This is a genomic window from Undibacterium sp. KW1 (assembly GCF_009937955.1).
GTDB lineage: Bacteria > Pseudomonadota > Gammaproteobacteria > Burkholderiales > Burkholderiaceae_D > Undibacterium.
Window position 1 is genome coordinate 388,292 of record NZ_AP018439.1, and the last position, 19,137, is coordinate 407,428.

The window sequence follows — 19,137 nt, forward strand, 5'->3', positions numbered from 1 at the left end:
GCGTCATGACGGATGCGTTTAATGGCATTTTTTCATTGAAAATGATGACCATGTTAAGTACCGCGCAACAACAAGAATTTGCCAGCCAGGGTTTACTGGTACTGCGGCAGCAGGCCAGTGCCGCTTACTGTGAAGAAGTGATTGCCTATTGCGAACAGCAACTGGCAGGGCAGGTGCAACCGATAGAGTATGAAGCTGATACCCGCTATCCCGGCGCACCTGCTTCACGCGAGGCTGAAGGCGGCCTGACTGCCAGGCGTTTATTGCAAGCCTACGCGCGTGATCCGCGTCTGGCGCAATGGGCAACCGGCCAGGCACTGTCAGAACCCTTATTGCAATTGCTGGGTAAGGGGGCAGTGCTGTCGCAGTCGCATCACAATTGCATCATGAGCAAGCAACCGCAGTACTCAACAGCCACAGGCTGGCACAGGGATAGCCGCTACTGGAATTTCCAGCGTGCAGAACTCATATCGTCGTGGTTGGCACTGCGCAATGAAACCGTAGAAAATGGCTGCCTGCTGGTGATACCTGGCTCCCATAAAATCGATATTGATGTTGCGCAACTCGATGAAGCCCAGTTCTTGCGTACTGACCTCGAACAAAACCAGGCTTTGCTGGCGCAGGCCCAACCTGTGCCTTTGCAGCAGGGTGATGTCTTGCTGTTCCATAGCAATCTCTTTCATGCTGCAGGCAAAAACCAGACTGCGGCGACCAAGTTTTCCATGGTATTCACGTACAGGTCTGCAGATAATCCGCCGCGGCCAGGTACCCGCTCTGCGGCTTATCCTGAAATTGCCTTATAAGCGCAGACGGCAATCTCAATCTGCACTATGCTGTAAGCTATCGCTCAGACAGAAGTGGAGTATTGCCATGCTCGGTATGTCAAAGTTGTTGGCTGTAACTGTGATTGTCGCGTCCAGCCTCAGTGCCCAATTTGCCCAGGCGGCCAGCAAGGAAGTGTTCCCTGCCCAGCCTGCTCTGGCTGGCACCACGCTGAACGGCAAGCCATACAAGCTTGACACCAGTAAAGGCGATATCATACTGGTGACCTTCTGGGCGACCTGGTGCCCAACCTGTCAGGCCGAGATGCCCACGTTTCGCAAGTTTTATGAAGCCAATAGAAAATCAGGCTTTGAACTGGTCACCGTCAGCATCGATGATGCAATGAGTGATATTGATGACTATGCCAAACAGGCAAAATGGCTGAGCAGGGACAATCAGGGCTTCCCGTCCCTGTGGCGCAATGCCCCGGATTACCAGGATAATTTCGGCAAGGTATTTGCCACGCCTACCGTTTTTTTGATAGGTCGCGATGGCAAGGTTATGGAATCATACAAAGGCGGCATCAAAGCTGCGCAATGGGCGCACATCAAGGCCATCATCCAAAAGAAGCCGGGCTCGACAAAAAGTTGACCAGCGTTTCAATATTTCACCTGGGATGCAGCCGTCCTTTGTAAGCATTTTATTTGCATTTATCGTAATAAAATCTAGTCAAACTTGCTGCATTGCCATAATGACGTTACTATCTGATAAGTTTCCTGAATTGGAAGCTAATTAGAACTCATTTCATAAATAGGATGAGTGCGAACAAGACGATTTGGGATGCAGTGCAAGGCGTGGTCCGCTGCTAAGGCTCCTGCCTTAGCGAGGGCCACAACGCCGCAATGCACCCAAATCGTCAGTTCCCGGAGGGTTTACCTCATAGCGCGTGCTGGACAGCGTTGGACTCGTTATCAATAGCACCGCTATTGACTGCCTCGTCCGCCTTGCCAGCCCACGCTATGAGGCAAACGCATCTCACCCTATTTATGAAATGAGTTCTAGTTGTACCGCTAGTCTGTTCTACTCTCCCACACAATCCCTGTCCCCAGGCGCATCGCCATGCATAAGTCTGGTCTGCTGCTGTTAGGGATTTGGCATGAAAGGTCCTGGTGAAGTCAAATGCGCTTGTGCAATCCTGTTCCAGCTTTGCGGCTCATGCCCCTGCTGACTTTATTTGCGCTGGTATTTGGCATCAGCATGCATGCAGCATGCGCCAAGGAAGTGGTGATGCTGACCGCCGACCCCATAGACCAGCGTGGTCAGCCTTTTCCCTTGAAGCTGGCAGAAAAACTGTTTGAGTTTATTGAGCGCGAAGGGGGCTTGCAGATACAGCAGCAGCGCAGCCCTTGGCCAAGGGCGTTGCAGGCTGCAGAAAATGGCGAGGGCGTCATATACGGCGTCACCAAAACCAAAGAGCGCGAAAAAATCTTCCATTTTTCCCTGCCCATACAATCGAAGTATATGTTCCTGGTGACCAGGAGTGATGCCCAGTTCCGCTTCAATACCATGGCTGATCTCAAGGGCAAGACCATAGGCATACCACGCGGCTTTAGCTATGGTGACCGTTTCGACGCAATGAAAGACAATCTCTTCAAGGTTGAGGTCGATAATTACGCACCCTTGTCACGTATCTATAAACTCTTGTTCCGGCGTATGGATGCGGGATTGTTTGGCTCTGTGAATAAAGACCCGCACTTTCTTGAAAACAGGTTACAGGCCTTGCGTGATGAAAATGAAGGCAGCACTTCACCTTTTGCCGATATACGTTTGACCGTCTTGCCCAAGCCACTGCTGATAGACACTATCCATTTTGCGGTAAGGGCAGACAAGGATGACGGCATCATCGACAAACTCAATGTCGCCATCCTCAAAGCCCGCAAGGCCGGGCTTCTGGAAGAACTGCGTTAGTTCTTAAATATTTTCCAGAGCAATCAATTCCTGCACAGTCTGACGACGGCGGATTTGTTTGATCTGCTCACCATCGACCAATATCTCAGGTATCAGCGGGCGGGAATTATAGTTAGATGACATGCTGGCACCGTAAGCACCGGCATCATGGAAGACGAACAGGTCACCAATCTCGCAAGCTGGCAAATCCTGGGTCGTAACCACACCACCATCTTCTTGGGTGAACACGTCACCAGATTCACATAAAGGCCCGGCTACTACAGTAGGGCGCAAGGGCGTAGTGCGCGCTGTGCCATCTGCCGCGTGGCAGCTAATGCGATGGAAGCTGCCATACATGGAAGGGCGCACCAGGTCATTGAAACCTGCATCAACCAGCGCAAAGAAATTGCTACCCACCTGTTTTTGCGCACGCAGTTCAGAAATCAATATGCCAGATTGCGCCACCAGGAAACGCCCAGGTTCTATTTCCATGCTGATTTTGTGACCCAGCAGGGTTTCAATTTCTTTCCTGGCCTTGTCCCAGATGTCAAAATAGTGCGCAGTATCGACCGCAGGCTCGTCACCACGGTAAGGGATGGACAAGCCACCACCGATGGAAATCGCCTGCAAGTCACGCTTGCAGATTTTGACCTGTTCTATCATTGCATCGCAAACGCTTTGCAAATGGTCATAATCAACGCCAGAACCGATATGCATGTGCAGACCTACCAGCGTCAAACCATATTGGTCAATGATGGCCAGCGCGTTTTGCAGCTCTTCATGCCAGATACCATGCTTGCTTTGTTCGCCACCAGTATTGGTCTTGCGGCTATGGCCGTGACCAAAGCCAGGGTTGATGCGCAACCATACGGCATGGCCAGGATGTGCCTGCCCCAGTTGCTCCAGCATCTGCGGTGAGCCGCAATTTACCGGGATATTCAATTCCACTACGCGTTTCAGGGTTGCGCGGTCCAGTAAATCCGCAGTGAACACGATAGGCGCATGGCCACCATGTTTAGCCTGGCTGGTATAACCTGCGGCTAAAGCACGCTCTACTTCACCGAGTGAGACAGAATCCACCATCACGCCTTCTTCACGCATCAGGCGCAGCAAATGGATATTGCTGGATGCCTTCTGGGCAAAGCGGATCACATCAAATTGACGCAAGCGGGCAATTTGAGCTCTTATAATAGTGGCATCGTAAGCCCAGCAAGGTGTGTCGAATTCCTTGGCAATATGGGCAAGCTGGCTGGCTGTGATAGTCGTTGTCATGGCAATTTTTCCGGGGCATCCTGAAGTTTGGTGTAAGCTTTACAGTAACTCTACTTTAACAAGTGCAATCCATGGTTTGAATGGGATTCCATAGGGATTTATTCATCCAGCCAAGGCTTTGATCGGAAATTGACGCAAAATGCTTATGAATCATAAACTCGACCAGTTTGATCAAAAAATCCTGCAATTATTGCAACAGGATGCGCGCATGTCGCATGCAGAGATAGGCCGCCAGGTACATCTGAGCCAGCCCGCAGTGTCCGAGCGCATCAAGCGCCTGGAAGCTGCCCAGGTGATACGTGCCTATCGTGCCGATATTAATCCCAAGGCACTCGGTTATCAAATTACTGCCATGATCAGGCTCTCAACGCAGCAGGGGCGGCCTTATGCCCAGTATGTCGCCAATTGTCCTGAAATTATCGATTGCTATACCGTGACTGGGGAAGATGGCGCCGTCATGCGTGTACTGGCGACCGATGTAGAACATTTACAGCGTATCATCAATGAATTGAATGCCTTTGGCTCTACCTCGACCGCAATCGTGCTGACTACCCATGTGGCAGGTAAAGCCATCAGCGCTCCAGCAATGCTGATTGCAGAATGAAAGGAAAACCATGTCCAGAATATCCCGCCTGAATTTAGCTGCATTGGCTGTACTGAGCTCCCTCACATGCATGAGTGCTCAGTTCGCCTATGCTGCCGATGAAGAGGTCGATGCGATAACGCCTTATCGTCCTTCGGTATCCAATTCTGCGCAACTGCCTGTCGCCGGGCAACTGGAACTGGAAATGGGTATCAACACCATCAAGACCGGGCCAGCCCAGCGCCAGAGCCTGCCTTATCTTTTCAAGCTGGCTTTTTCCAAGGAATGGGGAGTCTTGCTTGGTGGTGAGGCGCATATCATCAACGACGATGGTGCAGGCCAGCATGACCGCGGCTTTGGTGATACTTCGCTGACCATCAAGCGGGCGTTTGTCATCAGTGACGATACTGCTTTTGGCCTGGAGTTCGGCAATAAATTCCCCACGGCCAAAGATGCATTGGGATCTGGCAAGTCAGACTGGACTTTGAATGGCATCGCCAGCCAGGATCTGGGCAAAGTACACGCTGACCTGAACCTGAACATGACGCACCTGGGCTTTGCTGAAGATGCGACTTCACACTGGCAAAGTGGCTTGTCAGCGTCTTTCTCGACCGAAATTAATGAAAAAATGGGCCTCACTGCAGAATGGGCTGGCTGGCACCGCTCTGGCACCAAAAACCAGGGGCAGGCGCTGATCGCCCTGACCTATAGCCCCAACAAGCGGCTTACCTTTGATGCGGGCATGACCAAGGGCCTGACCAGCAATTCCCAGGACCGCTCCTGGTTTGCCGGTGTCGTCGTGCCGGTAGCCAGGCTTTGGTAAAGCCGCTATAGCTGTCGCTGTAGAAGTAGATGTCGCTGTGATAGCGCAAAACCTGATTGTGACTTAGGTCGTATAATAGGAGCCTGCTTTGTTTCTTGCTCTGGGAAAACCATGCTGGCACCTTCTTCACCACGTAAATTTGCCATATTTTCAGTCATCGCCGCAACGGCGCTGTTAGCCCTGGCTATCGCTTTTTTTATGACTTACAAGGCAAAAACACCTATGCCGGAGGTGAGTTTCACCAATCTCAAAGGTGAAAAAATATCGACCCAAAGCCTGCGCGGCAAGGTCGTCATGGTGAACTTCTGGGCTACCTCTTGCGCGACTTGCGTTGCCGAGATGCCCAAGATGATAGAGACTTACAATAAATATAATAAGCAAGGCCTGGAGTTTGTCGCCGTTGCGATGAGCTATGATGCACCGAATTATGTCATCAACTATGCTGAAAGCCGCAAGCTGCCTTTCCATGTGTCCCTCGACCCACAAGGCAAGCTGGCGCAATCCTTCGGCGATGTGAAACTGACGCCGACGACCTATGTCATCGACAAGCAGGGCAATATCCTCAAACGCTATGTTGGTGAGCCATCCTTCAGTGAGTTACACGCCTTGCTGGAACAGGCACTGGCGGTCTGATTACCTGCTCGCCTGATATTTTGTTCAGCTTTGCAGGGTTTGCCATTCAGCCCTGGCATTAGCGAGTGCTGCCTTTAGAATTTCTGCAATTTCAGGATGGCTGATCATGCCATCCTCATCCAGCCTGGCGCCGATGACCGGGACTTGTACCGACGCCGTTTCCAGTATCCTGGCTGACATCACACTCAATACTTCACGCAAGGCCGCATCTGCATGCCTGGCCCTGGGCGAGGCATTCAAGACCACCACAGGTTTATAGACAAATACATCGCTGCTGACGGTCCAGTCCAGGGCATTCTTGATGACGCCTGTCATGCCATGCGCATACTCCGGGCTGGCAATCAGTATGATATCGGCTGCGGCTATCTGTTCTTTCAAGCTCAGTACGCTGGCGGGTGGTGATAAATCCAGATCGGGGTTGAACAGAGGCAATGTTGCCATGCCTTCATAGACCTGGATGCTGATATCCGGCGGTGCCAGGCGGCTCAGGGCACGTATCAGCATGGCATTGAGCGAGGCAGCGCGCAGGCTGCCACAAATGGCCAGTATTCTCATTGGCATATTATTTTGAAAATGGATGTAATTGCAGGCATTATGCGACAAACGGGTGATGCCTGTCGTGGCCGTTCGGTGAGCAAAAAAAGCAACTGATGTGTCAAATCATGACACAAGCGATATTATTTTATTGACCAGTAGTAATAAGCAGTCTATTTTTCAAGAAAAATAAATAAAAAGGTAAATGGATGTCTGCATCATTTAGTAATGACGAAATAGAGGACAAATTTTTCCTGTTGGGACAGAGAGAAATTCTGGGCATTTTGAATGATCTTTCGCACAGGCGCGAACCGGTCACTGTCTATTTTAACGAGGGTCGCGAATTCATCGTGACCCTGATACTCTCAGCCAGGGATGATGGCCTGGTCTTTGATATCGGTGGCGATGCGCGCGCCAATAAACTGCTGGAAAAAGCCAGTTCCTGTGTTTTTCTGGCCAGGCCGGACGGCATACGCGTGCAGTTTACAGGGCTCAACCCCCAGCGTTTCAGTTGGGGCAACCAGGATGCCTTTTGGGTGCCAATACCGGCTCGTGTCGTGCGCATGCAGCGCCGCGAGTATTTTCGCAATGAATTGCCCATCGTCGATCCGCTCAAGGTCCGGCTATATGATGAAAAAGGCGAAACCCTGGCATACTGGCCCATCTTTGATTTGTGCGTGGGCGGGCTGAGCGTACAAGTGTCGGGCCCGCCTGAAGTCAAGGTTCAGGACCACATCGCCAAATTGCATATCGTGCTGGGCATACGCAATGTCGTGCGCTGCGAAGGCATAGTGCGTCACGTCACCCAGATAGAAAAAAGCAGGCAGGGCAAGTACCGCATAGGGATCAGTTTCCAGGGCCTGCCGCATGAGATGGATGTCGCCATACAGCGTCATATCAACCAGCTTGAATACGAGAGGCGCAAGTTGTTGCCAAAATAAACACCGCAAGCCTGAGTACTGCACCTGTGACAATGCTGCTTGTTCAGGCTTTCGTCTTGCTATTTGCAAATACCCTGAGTGCAGCCATCAGGCTGATGCACAGCAGCGCTGCAAGCAGGCTGATGGCCAGGTCAGTCAAGGGTAATCTGGCAAAATAAAACAGCCTGGCTAACCCAGGCAAAAGCAGCGCCAGAGATAGCACCGCCATGGCACCAGTCACCACCCACCACAACACTGGGTTGGGCAGACGCAGACTATGCAAAATATTGGCGGACAAACTGCGGTTGATAAAGATCAGACCGATATTGCCTGTCACCATGGCTGTGAATGCCATAGCCCTGGCCTGATTCACTTCCATTTGTTGTAGGGCGAGGTAATAAATCGTCAGTATGGTCAGCAATAATGCCGATCCTTGCAGCAAACCCTTGAACAAGGTTTTACGATTGAAAATTGTCGCCCCGGTGGCCCGCGGCGGCCTTTGCATGACATCGTTTTCTTCCACTTCGGCCTCAAATACCAGTGAACAGGTAGGGTCGATAATGAGTTGCAAAAACAAGATATGCACAGGCATCAACATGACGGGCCAGCCCAGCATGACGGGGATAACTGACATGCCAATCACAGGGATGTGAACGGCAACGATAAAACAAATGGTTTTCCTGAGGTTGTCAAATATCCTGCGGCCTGATTTGACGGCTGCCACGATAGAAGAGAACTCATCGTCCAGCAACACCAGGGCCGCAGATTCACGCGCCACATCCGTGCCCCGCTTGCCCATCGCTATTCCTATATTTGCAGCTTTCAGCGCCGGTGCATCGTTCACACCATCACCGGTCATGGCAACGACTTCTCCAGCGGCTTTGAAGGCATTCACCAGGCGCAATTTTTGTTCAGGCGCGACCCGGCAAAATATGGCAACGTCTGCTATGCGCTGCTGCAATTGCGCCTCATCCATCTCATTGAGTTCTGCGCCGGTGATTACGCCACCTGTCACTGGCAAGCCACACTGTGCCGCGATATTTTTTGCAGTTGCCGGGTAATCACCGGTAATCATCACGACCCGTATCCCGGCCGTCTGGCATTCATGGATGGCTGCCGGTACACCAGCACGTACCGGGTCTGCCATGGCAATCAGGCCAACCAGTTCAAAATCAAAATCATGCTGGATGTCGGGTAGTTCATCTTGCGTCGTGTTCTCGATGACGATAGGCGCATGGACAGCTTTGAATTTTGCTTTGGCGACACCGAGTACACGCAGCCCTTTTTCAGCCATCAGGTTGACTTGTTTCAACAATGCCTCTGCATCGGCTGGCGGCAAGTGACAAAGATCGGCAACTGCCTCGGGCGCGCCCTTGGTGGCAATGACATACTGTTCCTTGTCTTCTGACGCCCAGACTCTGGACATGGCCAGCAATTCCTTTGACAGGGGATACTCTTCAACCAGTCCCCAGCCTGCGTGCAAATGCTCAGTCCTGCTGAGCATGTTTATTCCTGCACCTTGAATGGCTACCTCCATCGGATCAAAAGGCTCACGGTGACTGGCCAGAATGGCGTACTCCAGCACCTCATGAAACTCTTCCGGTAATTCAGCTCTAGGTTGCTGGCAGTCAATGAGCTTATTTCCTGCGAATAATTGGACGACTTCCATTTTATTTTGCGTCAGTGTGCCGGTTTTATCCGTACAGAGCACCGTCGTTGCACCTAGCGTTTCTATGGCTGGTACTCTTCGCGTCAATACCTGTTGCCTGGCCATGCGCCATGCGCCTATACCCAGGAAGAGCGTTAATACGACAGGCAATTCTTCTGGTATCAGGGCCATCGCAAACGTAAGGCCTATCAACACCCCATCCAGCCAGAGCTGGCGGCTGTATCCATACCAGAGTGCCAATAGCACCGCCATGCCCAGGCTGGAGAGGGCGACATATTTGACGACCTTGCGGGTTTCCACTTGCACCCGCGTGGGTTCGATGTCGACTGATGACAAGGCTGCGCCTATCTTGCCTATGGCAGTCTGGCCACCCGTTGCCAGCACTTGCGCCAGTCCTTTACCTTGCACCACCAGACTGCCAGAAAAGACAAAAGGCGTATCTTCGCCACCAGCCTGCTCCATCGCCGCTGGTGAAACTTCCTGGGTCGTTTTGTTGACTGGAACAGATTCACCGGTCAGCAGGGATTCATCGACAGTCAAGTTCAGACAAGACAACAAGACCGCATCTGCAGCTATCCTGTCGCCTTCTGCCAGTACCAGCACATCGCCAGGAACCACTTCGCGGCCTGCGATGCGTATTTGTTGGCCATCCCTGATGACCAGCGCTCTTGGACTGGATAAATCACGCAAGGCCTCAAGTGCACGCTCAGTCTTGTGTTCCTGATAAAAGGTGATAGCGATGATGACAAACACAAAAGCCAGCAATACCAGCGCTTCATGCAAGTCGCCGAGTAACAGGTAAATGCTGCCGCAGGCGATCAGCAGCAAAAGCATAGGTTCGCTTAATACCGTCCAGGCAATTGCCCAGATATTGCGTGGCCTGGCTGATGGCAACTCATTGGTGCCGACAGCCTGCAGCCGCTCTTTTGCGATGGCAGAACTCAGTCCTGTGGTTGCTGTGAGCTCAGGTGTCGCCATGGATACGCCTGTCAGTGATAGTTAAGGGTTACAGCATTACAGAGATAAGCAGGCTGGTATATTGATCAATCTCAAGACTGTCGCAATGAATCAGAAAATAGTGTTTTCATCTCATTGCCAGTAACTTCAGCAATAGCTTGTTCAGTAAAAGCGCCTAAATCAAAATCATCATTCAGCAAAGTCAGGATAAGCTACAAGTTGTGCTTGTAATACCGTTTCAGGAATTTTATAACACTGCCCATACCAGACCGGCTTTTAATCATGTCTTTAGTGCTGCGAACTCTTTTTCAAAGCGAACTGCTGTCCATACGACATGGTGTGGCAAGACCTGCGCCTGATGATAGCAAGGAACTCGAGTGCGAGACCGCTGACCTGGTATTGCTGCCCATCGCTGGCGTGCTGGCCAAGCATGATGGCCCGAAACAGCATGTCATTGCGAATGCCAACCATGCGATTTTTCTGGGAACAGGCCAGCCTTACCGTATCACCCTCCCCGGTGATATAGGCGACGAGGCTCTGGTACTGGATTTTTCAAAGGAAGCACTCATGCAAATACTGGTCGATGCCGCAGGCGTGCAACAATTGTATGCCCCGGTATTGCGGCCGCATAGCCTGTTGCCACCAGCCAGCGTGCTGAGCCGCGAGCTTTTGTGGCGGCATTTGCATGAGCCAGTCATCGATACTCTGGCAGTACAGGAAATCAGTGTTTCAGTACTGACTGCCTCGGTGCAAGCGGCCTGTTTTGAGCGCCAGCAACTGGACCGTGCCAGACATACCCAGACACAACGCCGCAGGCGACAGCAGGTTGAAGCTGTCAAGGAACTGATCTCGCTGTATCCTCAGCAGGAGTGGACGCTTGATGAACTGGCCCGCCAGGTGCATGCCTCACCGTTTCACCTGTCCCGGGTATTCAGGGAAGAAGTCGGTTTGCCTGTTCACCGTTACCTGATACGTACCCGCCTGGCGGCCGCTCTCCGCGCCATGCGGGCAAGCTGTCATGACCTGACACAGATAGCCCATGCATGCGGTTTTGCCAGCCATAGCCATTTCACGTCCAGCTTCCGTTCGGTGTTCGGCATGACGCCCAGCGAATCCCGGCAACGCAGCATGATTTGAGTAAGGCGTGAGGGGCAAGATTTGAGCAAGATATTGGTAGCGCCAGGTAAGGCGGGCATTTAAGCTATGCTGGATAGTTAACTTCCGGTAAGCGCAGATGTCCCATTACTTTGATACCAGGACCAACCCCCGTCAGGCGTACCCGATACTGGCACTGCTTGTCATGCTGATGCTGGTTTTTCCTTTCGTTGCCATGCAATTTGGCAATGCCTGGGTGCGTATCGTGGATTTTGCCTTGCTGTATATCATGCTGGCGCTGGGCCTGAATATCGTCGTCGGTTTTGCCGGTTTGCTTGATCTTGGCTATGTCGCCTTCTATGCCATGGGTGCCTACATGACTGCCTTGCTGGCGTCACCGCACTTTGCCATCCTGCTGGAATCCGTGATCAATAATTTCCCCATACTCGGCCAGACACTGTTGTGGCTATACGGGCCGGAGATTGCTGCGCACGGCATACATTTGTCAGTATGGATCATCGTTCCGCTGGGGGCAGCACTGGCTGCAGTGCTGGGTGCATTACTCGGTGCGCCTACCCTCAAATTGCGCGGCGATTACCTGGCGGTCGTGACCTTGGGCTTTGGTGAAATTGTCCGTATCTTCATCATCAACCTGAACTCGCCCATCAACATCACCAATGGCCCCAAGGGCATCAACATGGTGGATCATATCCGCATCTTTGGCGTGTCACTGGGTGGTGAACCTGGCTCACAGGCGACCGTCTATTTTGCCGGCTTTTCCATGCCATCTGTGAATGCCTATTACTTTCTCTTCCTGGGACTTTGTGCCAGCATTATTTTCGTCACCGTGCGCCTGCATGATTCTCGCCTGGGGCGCGCCTTTGTCGCCATCCGTGAAGATGAAACTGCAGCCGTTGCCATGGGCATCAATACCCGCAATATCAAATTACTGGCGTTTGCCATGGGTGCCTCCTTTGGTGGCGTGGCAGGCGCCATGTTTGCTGCCTTCCAGGGCTATGTGTCACCAGAATCGTTTTCTCTGGGGGAATCGGTATCCATCCTGTCCATGGTGATACTGGGAGGCATAGGCCATATACCCGGCGTGATCCTGGGGCAGTGCTGCTGGTGTTATTGCCCGAATTACTGCGTTATCTGGTGCCACCCCTGCAGCAACAGCTATTCGGCCACATGCTGATAGAGCCCGAAGTCTTGCGGCAATTATTGCTGGGCCTGACCATGGTCATCGTCATGCTCAAGCGCCCGGCAGGTCTGTGGCCTGCGCCCAGACATGAAGACAAGATGATTCCTGTTGCCTGAAAAAGTGCTGATAAAATGTGCTCCATAATTCTGGGAAGGGAAAATGAAAATGACGATAGAAAAAATGCGCGTACAGGTTGAGCTGGCCTGCAATGATGAGGCGGATTTTGAAGAGACCATGACATTGCTCGATAGTCATATCGCCTCTCATCCCGAGAATGCAGAATATCTGCGCATGCGTATTGCCATGTTTGATGCAGCCTACGACCATATTTCTGCCTGGAAGGACAGAAAAGTGCTGGCGCTCTTGCAGCCTGAAGACCTGGATAACCAACTGGCGATACTGGCGCGTCAGCACAAGTCTGCATACTGGATTACCGATGAAGTCTTTGAAGAAAAGATGCAGGCGCTGTTTCCTGATGAAGGTGGCGACGAGGATGAAGATGACGACGGTAAAGAGTACGAGGACGAAGAAGTAAGCGAGGAGGGAGAAGTAAGCGAGCATGAAGACGATGAGGATACGGAAGATGAACCTGTCGATCCGGCCCTGCTTGCCGCCCGCGAGGCTTTGGAAAAAGAGGCAGCCAGTTACTCAGAGCAACTGGAGCAACAAGCCATGTATGGTTTTGTGCAACTGATGAAAGAGCATGCAACAGATGCAGGCAAGGCTGACAAGATACTGACTGCCTGGTCTGACGCAAATATTTGGAATCCGTGGTTGCGTTACAGTATGATTTTGCAGGCTCTGGCAGCACATCCTGACAAAGTTGAATTTAAAAAAGAGCGGGCCCGATTGCTGGTTGCTATTTGTGATGCGGTTGAAGAAGATAGTGCCAAGGCGCCTCCCGGCTTTTTCGAGCACATGATATTAGGCCGTATGCATGCTCATACAGTGTATGAGGCTATAAACGCTATCGATGAAATCGATAATCTCGAAGATGCCGATCTATTGACGCAAAAAGGCCATCTGCTGAAAGCGCTGGATAAATATCCTGCAGCAGCAGACGCCTACAGGCTCGCTGCCAAAGCCTATGAAGCTGCCCTGCAGAATAGTAACGAAGAAGAGCAGGAAGTACTGAATCATAGACTGCAAGAGGTTTTGCAGGAGGCTGACACCTGCCAAGGTGGGCGTGCCAGTATTCACGCAAGGCATTTTGCAGAGCTGGAAAATACCATGGCGCAATTGGGTCAATTGCCCGCAAACTTCAGGAACGAGGAAGTCGGCTTTCGCGATAGAGCAGAAGTCATGGCCAATCTCAAATCGGCACTAGGTGAGTGGCAAGAACACAGTACCAACACACCTGAAAAACCGAACGAACAGGAGATGCAGGAAATAAAATCCGTGGCTGCCAAAGTCGCAAACTCTACCGTAGGTTTGGTCAGTTGGGCGCATATCGACATCGCACCTATGGAAAAAGCTGCGTTCAAGGACGAAATGCATCCATGGCTCGATGAGATGCAACAAGCCATGGCGAAGACCGACATGCAGTTTTTGTCCTGGTTTCAAAATATGGCGAATGTACTTATCTTGAAACGTGAAGCCCCGGGCGCATGCTGGCTGGCACCCACACAGGAGTTTGCCTTGCTCATTGAGGCAGCAGGCAATGCGCGCCTGAAGCGCTGTGTAAGCTTGCTCAGCGATGGCAGTCTGCTGCTGACATCGGATGCGCGTAGCAGCTCGTATTACCTTAGCGGCCCCCGCGTGCACAGCTTTGCCCTGTTCAAATCTACACCTGTAACAGATATGCTGGCCTTGCATGAGGCCAGGTTACACGCCCATCTGGCTCGCCAGCCTGGTGTTGAAGTCAGGCTTATTACTGACCTGGCAGACATAGAAGAGTTTGAAAACCTGTTGCGCACCCATGCCCGCGAATTCCGTCTCGCCTATGGCATAACCGACCCCGAAATCCGTGGAATGAATGTGCAGTTCAATGATGTTTACGCACATGAATTAAAGCGGGAAGTGGCAGAAAGGCTCGCTGCATTGCAGGCAGGGTAAGCCAACAAGTTTATCCACATCACTTATCTAGAAAAAAAGTTCTAGACAAAAGTTTCTAGAACATTTATTCTGCATCCATTGTTAAATCCGGATGCTGAATATGTCTTCTGCTGTTGCAAAATCATCTATCCCCAAGCCCACGGCATCTGAGCTCAATTTGCTCAAGGTGCTGTGGCAGCATGGTCCCATGAGTGCCAAGCAATTGCATGAAACCATACAGGACGAGCGCCCCGACCTGGCCTATGCCACGGTCTTGCGTCACCTGCAAATCATGCACGGCAAGGGTATATTGACGCGGGATGAGAGCCAGCGCTCGCATGTGTATGCACCCTCGCAAGAGCAGGATTCGCTGCAAACCAATTTGCTCAAGGACATGATACAAAAAGTCTTTGCCGGTTCTGGCAAAGCGCTGGTGCTGGCTGCCTTGCGTGGCCATGTCACGGATAAAGAACGTGATGAAATCGAACAGATCATGCAGGATGAAAAAAAATCATGATGCCAGCTTCCACATACGCAGAATACACACTCGCTGAATTGCTGGGCTGGCCGCTGCTGCATTTTGTCTGGCAGGGTGCACTGATCGCCAGTATCTGCGCCATTTTGCTGGCTGTGACCCGCAATGCCCGTCCACAATTGCGGTATGCACTGGCTTGCACGGCAATGCTGGCTTGTTTGTTGTGGCCAGCGCTCGGCATAGTGCAGCAATGGCAAGAACCGCAAACCATCAACCTCGAAACAGCCATACAACTGGCCGGCAAAGCCAGCATTTCACTGGACCTTGTCTGGGTCAGGCAAAGCCTGCTTGCTGCACAGATAGAGGCCTGGTTGCCGCTGGTAGTCACCCTGTGGAGCATGGGTGTGCTATTGATGTTGATGCGCCTGGCACTGGGCTTGCTGTGGGTGTATCGCCTTGGCCAGCATGGCAATGATATTGCAGTCTTGACGCAGCAATGGCAGGCACGCACCAATCAATTGGCGTATCAATTTGCTATACGCCGCCAGGTGCAGGTGAAGTTCCAGAAAGACTTGTTAAGCCCGGTCACTTATGGCTGTATCAAGCCTGTCGTGGTCATGCCTGCGTCCTTGCTGACCGGCATGCCACCCGACATGATAGAAGCCTTGCTGGCACATGAACTGGCCCACATCAAGCGCTGGGATTATGTCGTCAACCTTTTGCAAAACCTGGTCTTGTCGCTGCTGTTTTATCATCCTGCAGTGTGGTGGATTTCCAAGCGCATCGATGCAGAAAGAGAACTGATTGCCGACGACATGGCAGCCGCGATGCTGGGCCAGACCCGCCCACTGGCGCGTGCCCTGCAAGTGCTGGATAAATTGCAGATCGCTGCAATGCCGCAAGCCGCGATGGCGGCCAGCGGTGGTGATTTGCTGTCACGCATCAAACGCCTGGTGCGCCCTGATTCACAACCCTGGCACTGGAAGATGGCCGCGCCCGTGCTCGGTATTGCTGCGGCACTGTTGCTGGTATTGCAAACCCAGGTGAATGCCACACCAGAATCATCAGAGCCCTCAGTGCCATCAGCCCCAGTTGCCGCCGCAAAAGCAGAACCGGTTACCCACATCAGCGCCTATGTCAAAACCAGTTCAGAACATGTACTGGTGGTGGATGAACAAAGTGGCAAAGTCTTGCTGGAAAAAAATGCCGACACTATCGTGCCCATCGCATCCATTAGCAAACTGATGACAGCCATGGTGACGCTGGATGCAAAACTGGATAAAGATGAAGCCATCACCATCAGCAAAGAAGACGTGGCAGGCTGGCATACCAACCAGGTCAAGCTGCAGCCAGGCACGGTGCTGTCACGCCAGACCCTGCTGGAGTTGGCGCTGATTCCTTCCAGCAATGCGGCTGCCAAGGCACTGGCCAGGACTTATCCTGGTGGCAAGCCCGCTTTTGTGGCAGCCTTGCAAAGCAAGACGGCCAGCCTGGGTTTGCAGGCTACCCATCTGGAAGAAGCGGCAGGCATCTCACCCAATAACCGCTCGAATGCCAGAGATATTGCACTGCTGGTCAAGGCCGCAGCCAGCTACCCGGAATTGCGCAAGCTCGCCAGCCGCAGTGAAGGCAGCTATACCGTCGCCGGCCTAAGCTATGACTACCAGAGCACCAACAGCCTGACGGCCAGCAAGGACTGGGACATCAGTATCTCAAAAACCGGTTACTCCAAAATCGCAGGCCGCTGCCTGACCATGCGTACTACCATCGCTGGCAAGCCCGTCATCATGGTCTTGCTGAATGCAAAAAACAGCGATGTACGTACTGATGACGTGATGCACATACGCACGGCGCTGGAAACTGCCAAGCCCGGCTAAACCACAGTCCCATTTACACACTGACTGTCCTGCGCCCTGAACCCTGAACGGCGCAAGGACCAGTCACACCCGTTACAACCCTTAATCTGTCGATGAAAGAAAACATCATGCTTTTTCAGCAGGCATCAACACGTCTATCTACCATAGCGCTCAGTGTTCTGGCACTGTTTGCCGGTAAGCAGGCGTTGGCACAACAACAGGCACAGCAAACACCGCAACAGGTAGAAATCAATGCAAAGTCACAACCCAATCGCGATCGTCAAGACGATGTCGGCATGCGCAGCATCTATGGCCGTGAAGACATAGAAAAATACGGGGATACCAATCTCAGCGAAGTCTTGAAACGCCTGCCCGGCATCAGTGTCACCGAGAGCAAGGGCAAGGGCGCAGAGATACGCATGCGCGGCCTCGGTAATGGTTACACCCAGATATTATTGAATGGACAGACCACGCCGGTAGGTTTCACCATAGATAGCATCGCCCCTGACTTGATAGAAAAAATAGAAGTCATGCGTGTCGCCAGCGCCGATGTCAGTGCCCAGAGTATTGCTGGAACGATCAATATCATCCTCAAGAAAAAAAGCAGCAACCAGGCGACAGAAATCAAAGCAAATGCCAGCCTGCAGGCCGGACGTTTGTCGGGCAACCTGTCATGGAGTTTGGGAAATCAGTTTGACGATAAACCTGAAATTTCTTATGTGCTGGCAGGTACCTTGGAGAGCAATGTCAATCAGCTCAATACCTTGGCGACGGAAAGCCAGTCTGAACGCGCGAGCATGCGTGATGCATGGGAAACGACAGCAGACAGACAACTGCAGCAAAGCCAGCAAAACCGTCGTGATGCTGCCAGCCTGTCGCCACGCCTGAACTGGAAAATCAATGCGCAAGACAGTCTGAGCTGGCAGGGCAATTTGACTCTCGCCAGGCAGGAGCAGACCAAGCAGGAAAAAGAAAATACCTATGTTGGTGACAGTACCGAGTTCCCGGATAACCACTCCATCTGGAGCGCCCACGTATTCACCTCGCGTAACGATCTGAGTTGGGAGCGACGCCTCGCCGACAGCGCCAGGCTGAGCATGAACCTGGGCTGGAACAGCCTGGACAGATCGACCAAATTTCATTTCTGGGGCAAGGACAATGCAGGGACATTAAAAATACATCGTTATGTCACAGGTGATGCCGATGAAAATGAATACCGCTTCAATGGCAAATACCTGGCACCGTATTCAGAATCACATGTGCTGAGTCTGGGCTGGGAAGCCAGTCGGGCATTGCGTCATGAAAACCGTAATGAGCAGGAATTCACTACACTGCCTGACAGCGCACACGACTACCAGGCCAGCTTGCAAAAACTGGCCGTTTATCTGCAGGATGAATGGACCATCAATAATGCCTGGTCAGCTTACCTGGGTTTGCGCATGGAGCGTATCAGCAGCAATAGCAAAGAAGCAGGTAATTTTGATTTTCAAAATAATGCCAGCATGCTCAGTCCTATACTGCAAAGCGTCTGGAAGCTCGACGCCCAAAGACAATGGCGCATGGCACTCAACCGCAGTTTCAAATTGCCTACCGTGGGTAATCTCGTACCACGCCTGTTCCGCATCGATAACAACAATACCCCGCTCAATTCAGATTTTCAGGGCAATCCCAACTTGCGGCCAGAACGCGCCTGGGGCATGGAGCTGGCTTATGAGCACTACCTGACTGAGAATAGCGTCATCAGCGCCAACACCTATTGGCGACGGATAGATGATGTCATGCTCGAGCAGACTACACAGATTGGCAGCACCTGGGTCAGCAGTCTCGCCAACAATGGTCGCGCCTGTATCCTTGGTCTGGAAATTGAGGCAAAACTGAACTTGCAGCAACTGGCGTCCAGCATGCCAGTGCTGGAGCTGCGCGCCACTTTCAACCGCAACTGGTCAAGGGTAGAACAAGTGCCCGGCCCTGATAACCATCTGGCACAACAGGCGGGTTTGATGGTCAGTGCTGGTGCCGACTACCAGATCAATCCCGCCTTGCGGGTGGGGGCAGATTACAGCTATCAGGCCGCAAATAATATTCGTGAATCAGCTTATCTGACAGGGCACAACAGCCCCAGACGTCATCTCGATATCTACCTGGCCTGGAAGCAAAACAAGCAAAGTCAGTTGCGTTTTTCAGTCAGTAATGTGCTGCAACAAGACAAGCTCGACAGCGGCATCTATACCAATGCAGTTTCACGCTGGACAGATATCAATCAACAACAGTCAGCGCGAACCTGGCGGCTGGTATGGGAAGTGAAGTTGTAATCCGGCCCGGCAGCATCTCTCCATTTTTAAAACATTGGCTGTTAAAACAACAGCTAAAAAAACT

15 protein-coding genes and 1 pseudogene are annotated in these 19,137 nt (G+C 52.1%); 13 read left to right on the forward strand and 3 right to left on the reverse strand.

What is annotated here, in order from left to right:
- Window positions 1–41 precede the first annotated feature (41 nt).
- From UNDKW_RS01790 to UNDKW_RS01800, 3 genes are all read left to right on the forward strand, one after another.
- Window positions 42–803, forward strand: a complete 762-nt coding sequence (locus UNDKW_RS01790) for a phytanoyl-CoA dioxygenase family protein (protein WP_232063201.1) — start codon at window positions 42–44, stop codon at window positions 801–803.
- A 67-nt stretch (window positions 804–870) separates the two neighbouring features.
- Window positions 871–1,413 carry a TlpA disulfide reductase family protein gene (locus UNDKW_RS01795; protein WP_162057348.1) on the forward strand — a complete coding sequence of 181 codons (543 nt, stop codon included), beginning with the start codon at window positions 871–873 and terminating at the stop codon, window positions 1,411–1,413.
- Window positions 1,414–1,941: 528 nt separating this feature from the next.
- Complete coding sequence (locus UNDKW_RS01800) at window positions 1,942–2,730, forward strand: ABC transporter substrate-binding protein (RefSeq protein WP_162057349.1); 789 nt, start codon at window positions 1,942–1,944, stop codon at window positions 2,728–2,730.
- 3 nt (window positions 2,731–2,733) lie between these two features.
- Here UNDKW_RS01800 and lysA read toward each other — a convergent pair whose 3' ends face one another.
- Window positions 2,734–3,981, reverse strand: coding sequence for a diaminopimelate decarboxylase (gene lysA, locus UNDKW_RS01805; protein WP_162057350.1), 1,248 nt, complete (start codon window positions 3,979–3,981; stop codon window positions 2,734–2,736).
- 145 nt (window positions 3,982–4,126) lie between these two features.
- Here lysA and UNDKW_RS01810 point away from each other — a divergent pair, with 145 nt between their 5' ends.
- The 3 genes from UNDKW_RS01810 (at window position 4,127) to UNDKW_RS01820 (ending at window position 6,020) form a co-directional block, all read left to right on the forward strand.
- A complete protein-coding gene (locus UNDKW_RS01810) occupies window positions 4,127–4,585 on the forward strand; it encodes an Lrp/AsnC family transcriptional regulator (RefSeq protein ID WP_162057351.1) in 459 nt (152 codons plus the stop codon).
- Window positions 4,586–4,595: 10 nt separating this feature from the next.
- A complete protein-coding gene (locus UNDKW_RS01815) occupies window positions 4,596–5,387 on the forward strand; it encodes a transporter (RefSeq protein ID WP_232063202.1) in 792 nt (263 codons plus the stop codon).
- A 111-nt stretch (window positions 5,388–5,498) separates the two neighbouring features.
- On the forward strand, window positions 5,499–6,020 hold the full coding sequence (locus tag UNDKW_RS01820) for a TlpA disulfide reductase family protein (RefSeq protein WP_162057352.1): 522 nt from the start codon (window positions 5,499–5,501) through the stop codon (window positions 6,018–6,020).
- Between the two features lie 24 nt (window positions 6,021–6,044).
- On the opposite strand, the gene UNDKW_RS01825 is transcribed toward UNDKW_RS01820, so the two are convergent.
- Window positions 6,045–6,581 (reverse strand): NADPH-dependent FMN reductase, encoded by a 537-nt coding sequence (locus UNDKW_RS01825; protein WP_197893078.1) that lies wholly within the window; start codon window positions 6,579–6,581, stop codon window positions 6,045–6,047.
- A gap of 182 nt (window positions 6,582–6,763) precedes the next feature.
- Between UNDKW_RS01825 and UNDKW_RS01830 the strand changes: the two genes are divergently transcribed.
- On the forward strand, window positions 6,764–7,495 hold the full coding sequence (locus UNDKW_RS01830) for a flagellar brake protein (protein ID WP_162057353.1): 732 nt from the start codon (window positions 6,764–6,766) through the stop codon (window positions 7,493–7,495).
- A 43-nt stretch (window positions 7,496–7,538) separates the two neighbouring features.
- On the opposite strand, the gene UNDKW_RS01835 is transcribed toward UNDKW_RS01830, so the two are convergent.
- A complete protein-coding gene (locus UNDKW_RS01835) occupies window positions 7,539–10,121 on the reverse strand; it encodes a cation-translocating P-type ATPase (protein ID WP_162057354.1) in 2,583 nt (860 codons plus the stop codon).
- A 261-nt stretch (window positions 10,122–10,382) separates the two neighbouring features.
- On the opposite strand from UNDKW_RS01835, the gene UNDKW_RS01840 reads away from it, so the two are divergent.
- The 6 genes and pseudogenes from UNDKW_RS01840 (at window position 10,383) to UNDKW_RS01865 (ending at window position 19,073) form a co-directional block, all read left to right on the forward strand.
- Window positions 10,383–11,237 (forward strand): helix-turn-helix transcriptional regulator, encoded by an 855-nt coding sequence (locus UNDKW_RS01840; RefSeq protein WP_162057355.1) that lies wholly within the window; start codon window positions 10,383–10,385, stop codon window positions 11,235–11,237.
- Window positions 11,238–11,334: 97 nt separating this feature from the next.
- A pseudogene (locus tag UNDKW_RS01845) lies at window positions 11,335–12,512 on the forward strand (ABC transporter ATP-binding protein).
- 49 nt (window positions 12,513–12,561) lie between these two features.
- A complete protein-coding gene (locus UNDKW_RS01850; protein ID WP_162057356.1) occupies window positions 12,562–14,451 on the forward strand; it encodes a hypothetical protein in 1,890 nt (629 codons plus the stop codon).
- A gap of 100 nt (window positions 14,452–14,551) precedes the next feature.
- A complete protein-coding gene (locus UNDKW_RS01855; protein WP_162057357.1) occupies window positions 14,552–14,947 on the forward strand; it encodes a BlaI/MecI/CopY family transcriptional regulator in 396 nt (131 codons plus the stop codon).
- Window positions 14,944–16,782 carry a M56 family metallopeptidase gene (locus tag UNDKW_RS01860; RefSeq protein ID WP_232063203.1) on the forward strand — a complete coding sequence of 613 codons (1,839 nt, stop codon included), beginning with the start codon at window positions 14,944–14,946 and terminating at the stop codon, window positions 16,780–16,782. The genes UNDKW_RS01855 and UNDKW_RS01860 overlap by 4 nt, the downstream gene beginning before the upstream one ends.
- Before the next feature lie 107 nt (window positions 16,783–16,889).
- A complete protein-coding gene (locus UNDKW_RS01865) occupies window positions 16,890–19,073 on the forward strand; it encodes a TonB-dependent siderophore receptor (RefSeq protein ID WP_162057359.1) in 2,184 nt (727 codons plus the stop codon).
- Window positions 19,074–19,137 lie beyond the last annotated feature (64 nt).

Bases quoted from the DNA above. Each gene is read 5' to 3' on its own strand.
- UNDKW_RS01820 (WP_162057352.1), top strand. From the start codon at position 5,499: ATGCTGGCACCTTCTTCACCACGTAAATTTGCCATATTTTCAGTCATC.
- UNDKW_RS01860 (WP_232063203.1), top strand. From the start codon at position 14,944: ATGATGCCAGCTTCCACATACGCAGAATACACACTCGCTGAATTGCTG.
- UNDKW_RS01810 (WP_162057351.1), top strand. From the start codon at position 4,127: ATGAATCATAAACTCGACCAGTTTGATCAAAAAATCCTGCAATTATTG.
- UNDKW_RS01865 (WP_162057359.1), top strand. From the start codon at position 16,890: ATGCTTTTTCAGCAGGCATCAACACGTCTATCTACCATAGCGCTCAGT.
- UNDKW_RS01855 (WP_162057357.1), top strand. From the start codon at position 14,552: ATGTCTTCTGCTGTTGCAAAATCATCTATCCCCAAGCCCACGGCATCT.
- UNDKW_RS01830 (WP_162057353.1), top strand. From the start codon at position 6,764: ATGTCTGCATCATTTAGTAATGACGAAATAGAGGACAAATTTTTCCTG.
- lysA (WP_162057350.1), bottom strand. From the start codon at position 3,981: ATGACAACGACTATCACAGCCAGCCAGCTTGCCCATATTGCCAAGGAA.
- UNDKW_RS01815 (WP_232063202.1), top strand. From the start codon at position 4,596: ATGTCCAGAATATCCCGCCTGAATTTAGCTGCATTGGCTGTACTGAGC.
- UNDKW_RS01850 (WP_162057356.1), top strand. From the start codon at position 12,562: ATGACGATAGAAAAAATGCGCGTACAGGTTGAGCTGGCCTGCAATGAT.
- UNDKW_RS01825 (WP_197893078.1), bottom strand. From the start codon at position 6,581: ATGCCAATGAGAATACTGGCCATTTGTGGCAGCCTGCGCGCTGCCTCG.
- UNDKW_RS01795 (WP_162057348.1), top strand. From the start codon at position 871: ATGCTCGGTATGTCAAAGTTGTTGGCTGTAACTGTGATTGTCGCGTCC.
- UNDKW_RS01800 (WP_162057349.1), top strand. From the start codon at position 1,942: ATGCGCTTGTGCAATCCTGTTCCAGCTTTGCGGCTCATGCCCCTGCTG.
- UNDKW_RS01835 (WP_162057354.1), bottom strand. From the start codon at position 10,121: ATGGCGACACCTGAGCTCACAGCAACCACAGGACTGAGTTCTGCCATC.
- UNDKW_RS01840 (WP_162057355.1), top strand. From the start codon at position 10,383: ATGTCTTTAGTGCTGCGAACTCTTTTTCAAAGCGAACTGCTGTCCATA.
- UNDKW_RS01790 (WP_232063201.1), top strand. From the start codon at position 42: ATGATGACCATGTTAAGTACCGCGCAACAACAAGAATTTGCCAGCCAG.